The following is a 352-nucleotide window of genomic DNA, read 5'->3' as shown; positions in this document are numbered from 1 at the left end:
GTCGAATTCTTGGCGAAGGCGGAGAAGCGCAGGCGGGCGGGCTGGCCCGGCCTGACCTGGTCGATATCGGTCGGCGCGATCCTGACCTCGACGGTGAGCTTGGCCTCGCCCGGTACGATGGTGGCGAGACGGGCAGCCGGGGTGATGACGCCGCCGACGGTGAAGACGGTCAATTCGTTGACGATGCCGGCGATCGGGGCGCGGATCTCGGAGCGTGAGAGCCGGTCCTCGCTGGCGAGCCGCCGGTCGCTGAGCTCGGAGACCTTGGCCTCGACCTGGCGCAGCTCGCGCTGGGCCTCGGTGCGGGCGGTCTCGTCGACGGCGATGATCTGGAGGCGGGCGTCGCTGACGG

The 352-nt window shown here is 70.7% G+C and carries 1 protein-coding gene; it reads right to left on the bottom strand.

Annotated features, from left to right (window positions below; translation table 11 throughout):
* The coding region (locus tag AC1D34_RS38385) for a beta-barrel domain-containing protein (protein WP_476827126.1) at window positions 1-352 on the bottom strand (352 nt) is incomplete at both ends.

This window comes from Allobosea sp. P1_A7, from assembly GCF_056406775.1.
Note: the sequence above shows the minus strand (reverse complement) of the source record. Positions and strands in the feature narration are given on the sequence as shown.